The sequence below is a fragment of the Arthrobacter sp. Y3225116 genome (assembly GCF_059091245.1).
On record NZ_JBNHGL010000170.1, the window covers coordinates 1 to 6,353 of the forward strand.

At 68.3% G+C, this 6,353-nt stretch carries 6 protein-coding genes; 3 read left to right on the forward strand and 3 right to left on the reverse strand.

Annotated elements, in window-relative coordinates:
* Positions 1-846: lysophospholipid acyltransferase family protein (locus tag AC5RV2_RS13380; protein ID WP_494092736.1), on the reverse strand; the 846-nt coding region annotated here is incomplete at its 3' end.
* A 157-nt stretch (positions 847-1,003) separates the two neighbouring features.
* Here AC5RV2_RS13380 and AC5RV2_RS13385 point away from each other — a divergent pair.
* Both AC5RV2_RS13385 and AC5RV2_RS13390 read left to right on the forward strand, forming a co-directional pair.
* Positions 1,004-1,792, forward strand: coding sequence for an alpha/beta hydrolase (locus AC5RV2_RS13385; RefSeq protein WP_494092737.1), 789 nt, complete (start codon positions 1,004-1,006; stop codon positions 1,790-1,792).
* On the forward strand, positions 1,779-2,249 hold the full coding sequence (locus AC5RV2_RS13390) for a hypothetical protein (RefSeq protein WP_494092738.1): 471 nt from the start codon (positions 1,779-1,781) through the stop codon (positions 2,247-2,249). The genes AC5RV2_RS13385 and AC5RV2_RS13390 overlap by 14 nt, the downstream gene beginning before the upstream one ends.
* A gap of 15 nt (positions 2,250-2,264) precedes the next feature.
* On the opposite strand, the gene AC5RV2_RS13395 is transcribed toward AC5RV2_RS13390, so the two are convergent.
* The gene (locus AC5RV2_RS13395) at positions 2,265-3,224 is read right to left on the reverse strand and encodes an ROK family glucokinase (protein WP_494092739.1); all 960 of its coding nucleotides are present in this window, start codon (positions 3,222-3,224) and stop codon (positions 2,265-2,267) included.
* A 175-nt stretch (positions 3,225-3,399) separates the two neighbouring features.
* On the opposite strand from AC5RV2_RS13395, the gene AC5RV2_RS13400 reads away from it, so the two are divergent.
* Positions 3,400-5,208 (forward strand): AMP-dependent synthetase/ligase, encoded by a 1,809-nt coding sequence (locus AC5RV2_RS13400; protein WP_494092740.1) that lies wholly within the window; start codon positions 3,400-3,402, stop codon positions 5,206-5,208.
* Between the two features lie 74 nt (positions 5,209-5,282).
* Here AC5RV2_RS13400 and AC5RV2_RS13405 read toward each other — a convergent pair.
* Positions 5,283-6,353 (reverse strand): biotin/lipoyl-containing protein (locus AC5RV2_RS13405; RefSeq protein WP_494092741.1); only part of this gene is annotated, 1,071 nt, incomplete at its 5' end.

Below are 6,353 nucleotides of genomic sequence, written 5' to 3' on the forward strand. Positions count from 1 at the left end.
GACGGCGGGCTCCCGTCCCGATGCTACGGCGGGCTCAGGCGCCAGGGCGGAGTCCGGCCCGCCGATAACCGTGATGGCCCCGGGCGCTTTGGCCTTCGGAGGTTCCGGCTGCTCCGGCGGCAGGCCGACGGCGGCGTGGCGCTGGTTTTCGGCCTTGGCCGGTTTGCGTGCGGTCAGCCGGGCCTTGACCGTGCTGGCGTACGAATCGACGTATTCCTGGCCGGAGAGCCGCATGATCTCGTACATGATCTCGTCGGTGACCGAACGCTGGATGAACCGGTCGTCTTCCAGCCCCTTGTACCGGGAAAAATCCAACGGCTTGCCGATGATGATGCCCACCCGGCGGATGTTGGGAATGCGCCGACCGATGGGCTGCACCTTGTCCGTGCCGATCATCGCGACCGGGATCACCGGAACCCCGGTGTGCAGCACCAGCTTGGCCACGCCGGTCTTGCCGCGGTACAGCTTCCCGTCCGGGGACCGGGTGCCCTCCGGGTAGATGCCCAGCAGGCCGCCGTCCTGCAGCGCGTCCCGTCCCGCCAGCAGGGACGTGGCCGAGGCCGCTCCGCCGGATCGGTCCATGGGAAGCTGGTTGGTCATCCTGAAGAAAGCCGCGGTGAGCTTGCCCTTGACGCCTTTGCCGGTGAAGTACTCGCTCTTGGCCAGGAACACCACGGGCCGGGGCACCGCGAGGGGCAGGAAAATGGAATCGGAGAAGGAAAGGTGGTTGCTGGCCAGGACCGCGGGGCCGCTGTCCGGAATGTTGTCCAGCCCCTTGACCCATGGCCGGAAGAGCAGCCGGACCACCGGTCCTACGACGATGGTCTTCATGAACCAGTAGAACACGTGTGCCTTTCCGTTCCGCCGCCGTTGGCCGCTTACCAATACCGCTTGAGACTCTACTCCAGCTTTGCGCTGCGTGGCTGCGCAGGATGCGGGCGCCGGAACAGGAACCGGCCGGCCATCGATGGCCGAACGGCTCCCATAATGACACGATAGTGCCATGACTTCTGTTGCCGACGGCGTCTTCTCCAGCCCCGGGCACGGCCCGAATTCCCGCGTCGGCGTCGTGCTGCTGCATGGTTTCACCGGCTCACCGCGCAGTATGCGGGGGTGGGCGGAAAGCCTGGCCGATGCCGGCTTCGCGGTGCGGTTGCCGTTGCTGCCCGGGCACGGCACCACGTGGCAGGATCTGGCCACCTTCCGCTGGCAAAGCTGGTACGGGGCGGCCGAGCAGGCCTATGCGGAGCTCGCCCGCGAGCGCACCCACGTCTTCGTGGCCGGGCTGTCCATGGGCGGAGCGTTGGCGTTGCGGCTGGCCGCGCACCGTCCGGTCTCCGGCGTGCTGTTGGTCAACCCGGGTCTGACCATCGCGGACCGGCGCGCGCCGCTGACGGGCCTGTTGAAGTATGTCCTGCGGTCGGTGCCGGCCATTGGCAACGACATCAACAAGCCGGGCATCGACGAGGGCGCCTACGGACGCACCCCGGTGGCTGCGGCGCACCAGCTGGGCCAGCTTTTCAAGACGGTCGTGGCCGACCTGCCCAGCGTCACTGCTCCCACACTCGTCTTCCGCTCCGCGGTGGACCACACGGTCCCGGAATCTTCCATGCATGTGCTGCGGCGCCGGATCGGCACGGACCGGCTCGAGGTGGTGCCGCTGGCGGACAGCTATCACGTGGCCACCATGGACCACGACGCCGAGCTGATCTACCGCCGGTCGGCCGAATTCATCCAGGCAACTGCGGCTGCGTCTCCGGGGCAGACGGGAGCCACGCATGCCAGGGCATGACCAAGAGCGCGACGACGCCGCCTGGCAGGATCTGGTCGCCCGGCTGGAAGAGACGGACTCCGGGAACGCGGACGGCTTGCCCCCGGAGCGGCCCGCTGCCGGCAACGGCGCCGATCCCCAGCGCCTGCGCGAGATCTTCGAGAACCGCCTGCCGGAGGTCCCGGCGGATGACGCGCTGCCGGGGCCGCGGGATTACACGGTCGCGGAACCGGACGACGACGAGGGCTACGTACCGCCGGAACCCGCCCCGCTGGGCACCGGCGAGCCGCTGCTGGTGCTGGCGTGGATCGGCGCCGTGGGGGCCCCGCTGGGCCTGCTGCTGACCGCCATGTTCTGGCCCGGGGCACCCTTCACCGCGGTGTTGGCGCTGGTGGCCCTCTTCGTGGCCTCTGCGGCCTACCTGCTCTTCCGCCTGCCGACGGAACGCGACGGGCACGACGACGGGGCGCGCGTCTAAAGCGTGGCCGTGGAATCAGACGGAGGCGCCGCGCGCGAGGTCCGCGGCGCCGATCATTCCCGCCTTCGGTCCCAGGCCCGCCGCCCGCACGTCGGCCACCGGCCGGAATCCACGGCCCGTGAGGTTCCGCTGCAGCGCATGGCGGGCCGGCTCCAACAGCAGGTCGCCGGCCTCGCAGAGCCCGCCGCCGATCACGAAAAGTCCGGGATCCAGCGCCGCGGCAAGGTTGGCCAGCCCCAGCCCCAGCCACTCGCCGGCCTCTTCCAGCAGCCGGACGCTGGCAGGGTCGGCCCGTTTCGCCTGGTCGGTCACCACGGCGCCGGTGATGTCTTCCACTGCGCCGCCCACGGCCTGGAGCCAGCGCTGCGCCACCGGCGAGTTCGCTGCGGCCAACTCCCGGGCCTCCCGGCCCAGGGCATTGCCCGAGGCGTATTGCTCCCAGCAGCCGCGGTTTCCACACGCGCAGCGGTGCCCGCCGGGCATGATGACCTGGTGCCCGAATTCCCCGGCGACACCCCACCGGCCCCGCTCCAGCCGGCCATCCATCACCATGGCTCCGCCGATACCGGTGCCCAAGGTGATGCAGACCAGGCGCCGCTCTCCCGTTCCGGCGCCGAAGCGGAACTCTCCCCAGGCGGCGGCATCGGCGTCGTTGGCCACGGTGACGGGCCGGCCCAGCAGCCGCTCCAGGTTGTCCCGCAGCGGTTCATTCCGCCATGCCAGGTGCGGGCTGAACAGGACCGTCCCGCCGTCAAGGTCCATCCACCCCGCCGCTCCGACTCCCACTGCGGCAACGTCGTGCTCGGCCGCCAACTCCCGCACCATCGCCGAGATGAGGTGTTCCACGTGCCGCGGATTGTTTCCCGGCGTGGGGCGGACCAGCTCCGCCACCACGCGCCCGGTCCGGTCGACGGCCCCGGCCGCCACCTTGGTGCCGCCGATGTCTATGCCCACCGCCAGGGCGCTGTTCTCCACCCCACCATCTTAGGCAGCCGCTCCCGGCGGGCCTGCCGGGCCAGGGAGGGGCCGACCGTTACCGTTTCGTAGGTTACCTGCCAGTATGTGTTGTGATTTAGGTTATAGGCTAAAAGCAGCCTCCGTCAGGGAGGCTATACCGAGCTGGCCACAGCTGAAGAAGTGAGGAGCTATCGTGCGCGAATACAGCGTGCCCGTCCTGGTTGACGTTCCACGGGATGCCAATATCGCCGGCCTGGTGGTTGAGCAGGCGCAGAAGGCATCGAATCCGGCCTTGTTTTCCCGCAAGGACTCGTCCGGGACGTGGCAGGACATCCGTGCCACCGAGTTCCTCGCGGACGTGACCCGGTTGGCCAAGGGGCTGGTCTCCAGCGGCGTTCAGCCGGGCGACCGGGTAGGCATCATGGCCCGAACCCGTTATGAATGGTCCCTGGTGGACTTCGCCATCTGGTTCGCCGGCGCCGTATCGGTGCCGATTTACGAGACCTCCTCTCCCAGCCAAATCGCCTGGATCCTCGGCGATTCCGGTGCCGTGGCAGTCTTCGCGGAAAGCGCCTCCCATGAGGCGAAGGTCCGCCAGGCCGCCCTCAACGAAGGCTTGGAGGACCTGAAACACGTGTGGCAGCTGGGCGACGAGTCGCTGGACGCGCTCCGCGCCGCCGGCCGGGATGTTCCCGACGCCGCCGTGGAGGAACGCCGCACGGCCGCAGGCCTGGACGACCTCGCCACGATCATCTACACCTCCGGTACCACCGGCCGGCCCAAGGGCTGTGAACTGACCCACGGAAATTTCGTGGAGCTATCCAAGAACGCCGCGGCGGCGCTGCCGGAAGTGGCCCACGAGGGCGCACAGACCATCATGTTCTTGCCGCTGGCACACGTCTTCGCGCGGTTTGTCTCCGTCCTGTGCGTCGCCGTGGGTGCCACCGTGGCGCATACTCCGGACATCAAGAACCTGCTGCCGGATCTGCAAAGCTATCGGCCAACCTTCATCCTGGCTGTCCCGCGGGTGTTCGAAAAGGTCTACAACAGTTCCATGCTCAAGGCGGAGGATGGCGGCAAGGGCAAGATTTTCCACGCTGCCGCGGACACGGCCGTCGCCTGGTCCCGGGCCGATGAAGCCGGCAAGGTACCGCTGATGCTCAAGCTCAAGCACAAGCTCTTCGACAAGCTGGTGTACCACAAGATCCGTGAGGCGATGGGCGGTCGGGTCGAGCACGCGGTCTCCGGCGGCGGTCCGCTGGGCGAACGGCTGGGGCACTTCTTCCACGGCATCGGCCTTTTGGTGCTGGAAGGCTACGGCCTGACCGAAACCACGGCCCCGGTGTCGGTTAGCACCCCCAAACTGGTCAAGATCGGCTCGGTCGGGGCCCCGCTGCCCGGAAACGCCGTCAAGATCGCCGACGACGGCGAGATCCTCGCCAAGGGCGTCTGTGTGCTTCGCGGCTATTACAACCGTCCCGACCTCTCCTCCGAGGCCTTCGAAGACGGCTGGTTCCGCACCGGTGACATCGGCGAACTGGACGCGGACGGTTTCCTGCGCGTCACCGGCCGGAAGAAGGAAATCATCGTCACGGCCAGTGGCAAAAACGTTGTCCCGGCCCAGCTTGAGGACCAAATCCGCGCCGATGCGCTGGTTTCCCAATGCGTGGTGATTGGCGACAACCGGCCGTTTATCTCCGCGCTCATCACCTTGGACGAGGAGGCGCTGCCCGGCTGGCTGGACCGCCACAACCTCCCGGCCGGCACCACGATGGACCAGGCAGCCGACCACGAAGTGGTGAAGGCGGCGATCCAGGCGCTCATCGACCGGGCCAACCAGACCGTCTCCCAGGCGGAAGGGATTAAGTCCTTCCGCATCATCCCGTCCGACTTCACCGAAGCATCGGGGCACCTGACACCGTCGCTGAAGATCAAACGGGCGCAGGTGCTGGCCGATTTCGACGACTACGTGGAGCAGATTTACGCCGGCGTGCGCCAGTAGCCTCGACGGAACACGCAGGGCCGCGGCTTCACAGCCGCGGCCCTGCCTGTCTCCTCGCGAAGGTTGGCTTGGGCCTACGCCGGGTCGATGACCAGGAGCAGGTCCCCGCCCTGGACCTGTTCGACGGCGGAGACCGCCAGCCGCGTGACGGTGCCGCCGGCGGGAGCGGTGATGCCGGCTTCCATCTTCATGGCCTCGATGGTGGCCACCGTGTCCCCCGCCTTGATGGTGTCGCCGACCTTGGCGATGACGGTGACGGCGCCGGCGAACGGAGCCGCCACGTGCCCCGGCTGCGCGGGATCGGCCTTCTCGGCGACCTTGACTTCGGATTCCACGCTGGCGTCGCGCACCATCACATTGCGCTGCTGGCCGTTGAGCGTGCAGTGCACGGTGCGCATGCCCTTCTCATCCGGCTCGGAGATGGCCCCCAGCATCGCGATCAGGCGGACGCCCTTCTCGAGCTCGATCACGTGTTCGGTTCCCGGCTGCAGCCCGTACAGGTAGTCCAGCGTGTCCAGCACGGACACGTCGCCGTACATGTCCCGGATCTTCTCGAACTCCTTGGCCGGGCCGGCAAACAGCAGCCGGTTCAGGGCCGCGCGCCGGGTCGCCGGATCCGCGGCCAGCGCCGCCGAGTCCTCGGCCGTCAGCTTCTCGTCGCGCCGCTTGATGTTGCGGCCCGCCAGGGCCTTGGTGCGGAACGGCTCCGGCCAGCCGCCGGGAGGATCGCCCAGCTCGCCGGAGAGGAAGCCAATGACGGAATCGGGGATATCGTACTTCCCCGGATCGGACGCGAACTCCTCCGGATCGACGTTTGCACCGACCAGTTGGAGGGCCAGGTCGCCGACCACCTTGGAAGACGGGGTCACCTTCACCAGGCGGCCCAAAATCTTGTCCGCGGCGGTATACATGTCCTCGATCGCCTCGAACCGCTCCCCGAGTCCCAGCGCGATGGCCTGCTGCCGCAGGTTGGAGAGCTGGCCGCCCGGAATCTCGTGCGCGTACACGCGGCCGGTCGGACCCGGCAACCCCGACTCGAACGGGGCATAGACGCGGCGGACCGCTTCCCAGTAGGGCTCCAGCGAGCCGACGGCGGCCAGGTCCAGGCCGGTGTCGCGTTCGGTGTGCGCCAGCGCCGCGACGAG

Bases quoted from the DNA above. Each gene is read 5' to 3' on its own strand.
- AC5RV2_RS13390 (WP_494092738.1), top strand. From the start codon at position 1,779: ATGCCAGGGCATGACCAAGAGCGCGACGACGCCGCCTGGCAGGATCTG.
- AC5RV2_RS13385 (WP_494092737.1), top strand. From the start codon at position 1,004: ATGACTTCTGTTGCCGACGGCGTCTTCTCCAGCCCCGGGCACGGCCCG.